At 70.6% G+C, this 1,515-nt stretch carries 1 protein-coding gene; it reads left to right on the top strand.

What is annotated here, in order from left to right:
* Positions 1-85: 85 nt before the first annotated feature.
* Positions 86-1,482 (top strand): IS3 family transposase gene (locus V6N00_RS17175; RefSeq protein ID WP_370428832.1). Its coding sequence is split into 2 segments (ribosomal slippage): positions 86-422 and positions 422-1,482, totalling 1,398 coding nucleotides; the frame shifts between segments, so codons are not numbered across the junction.
* Positions 1,483-1,515: the final 33 nt, after the last annotated feature.

Below are 1,515 nucleotides of genomic sequence, written 5' to 3'. Positions count from 1 at the left end.
CCCTGTGCGTCAGGATGGGGTGAGACACCAGCACTGCTGACCTTCGCACTGCACGGGGCGAGAACGGACCAATACTGAGATGACGATGACGGTTGCTGACGTCGGCACCGATGATGGGGCTATGGCTCCTCGTGCTGACCGGCCCAAGAGGCGGACGTTCACCGCCGAGTTCAAAGCGGCGATCCTGGCCGAGTACGACGCCGCGGACCGCTCTGGGCGTGGGGAGATCCTGCGCCGGGAGGGCCTGTACACCTCCCACATCATCGAGTGGCGCAAGGCCGCGGCCGCCGGCTCGCTGTCCGGGCTGGGCAGCAAGCCGCGGGACCGGCGCGAGCGGGAGCTGCAGGCGCTACGGGCCCGGGCGGAGAAGGCCGAGGCCGAGCTGGCCAAGACCAGGGCGGCGCTGGACCTGATGGGAAAAGCACACGCGCTCTTGGAGACGCTCTCCGAGAGCGCGGACAAGCCGCCGCGGTCGCCGCGGTGATCAACCCGGCCGTCGACGGGCTGGCCGAGCACGTCGGCACCGCGGCTGCGTGCGCGCTGCTGGGTCGCTCCCGCGCCAGTCACTACCGGGCCAAGAACCCGCCACCGCCACGTCCACGGACACCGCGGCCGGCACCGGCGAACAAGCTGTCCGCCGCCGAGCGGGCCCACGTGCTGGCCGTGTTGACCAGCCAGCGGTTCGCGGACAAGTCGGTCGCCCAGGTCTGGGCCACGCTGCTGGACGAGGGCACCTACCTGTGCTCGATGTCCACGATGCACCGGATCCTGCGCGAGCACGACATGGCCGGGGAACGGCGCCGGCAGGCGAGCCACCCGCCCCGGACCCGGCCCGAGCTCGTCGCGACGGCGCCGGGGCAGGTGTGGAGTTGGGACATCACAAAGCTCAAGGGGCCGGAGCGGGGCGTGTACTACGACCTGTACGTCGTGCTCGACATCTTCTCCAGGTTCGTCGTGGGCTGGACCATCGCGGCCCGCGAGGACGCCGAGATCGCCAAGAACCTGCTCGAGCACGCCATGGGCATCCATGGCGTGCCGGAGGCGATCCACGCCGACCGCGGGACCTCGATGACCTCCAAACCGGTCGCTCAGCTGCTCGTCGACCTCGGGGTGGCCAGGTCGCACTCCCGCCCGCACGTGTCGAACGACAACCCTTACAGCGAGGCGGCGTTCAAGACGCTGAAGTACGCCCCGGTCTTCCCCGAGCGCTTCGGGTCCCTGGCCGACGCCGGCGCGTTCGCCGAGCAGTTCTTCGCCTACTACAACCACGAGCACCGCCACTGCGGGATCGGGCTGCACACCCCCGCCAGCGTCCACTTCGGCACCGCCGGGCAGGTCCGCGCCCAGCGCCAGGCCACCCTGGACGCGGCCTACGCCGCCCGTCCCGAGCGCTTCGGCCACCGCCGACCCCAGGCGCCCAAGCTGCCCGAGGCCGCCTGGATCAACCAGCCCTCACAGGAGGCCCTCATACAGACCGCCTGACGGAATCTGTCTCACCCGCCTTGACACTTTCCG

Source organism: Tersicoccus mangrovi, from assembly GCF_036881825.1.
GTDB lineage: Bacteria > Actinomycetota > Actinomycetes > Actinomycetales > Micrococcaceae > Tersicoccus > Tersicoccus mangrovi.
This window is presented reverse-complemented; position numbering and strand designations above follow the sequence as displayed.